The organism is Tritonibacter sp. SIMBA_163 (assembly GCF_046535935.1).
GTDB classification, from domain to species: domain Bacteria; phylum Pseudomonadota; class Alphaproteobacteria; order Rhodobacterales; family Rhodobacteraceae; genus Epibacterium; species Epibacterium scottomollicae.
In genome coordinates this window covers 1-262 of record NZ_JAWJBP010000643.1, presented here as the reverse complement: position 1 = coordinate 262, position 262 = coordinate 1, and the positions used below count along the sequence as shown (strand labels likewise).

Below are 262 nucleotides of genomic sequence, written 5' to 3'. Positions count from 1 at the left end.
CGTCAACATGCTGCCCGCGGGCGCACGTCGCATCGTGGGCCTGATCGCTGCGGCTGTCTGTAGCGCCTTCTCGCTGCTGATGCTGAAGGGCGCCTATGACTACTGGGCCGTGTTTGCGGATCTGCCGCCCGCCTCGGGCCGTTGGTTCCCCACCGGGTTTGATACCTCCGCGCGCAGTCAGAGCTTTTACGAGGTGCAGAATGTGCCGATGCTCAGGTTTCTGCGCTTTCTGGAGGTTCTGATCAACTACGGCGACTCCTAC

General features: G+C 62.2%; 1 pseudogene. It reads left to right on the top strand.

The window, feature by feature from the left end:
• Nucleotides 1-262: pseudogene (locus R0J92_RS23890) on the top strand (TRAP transporter small permease); the annotation flags it as partial.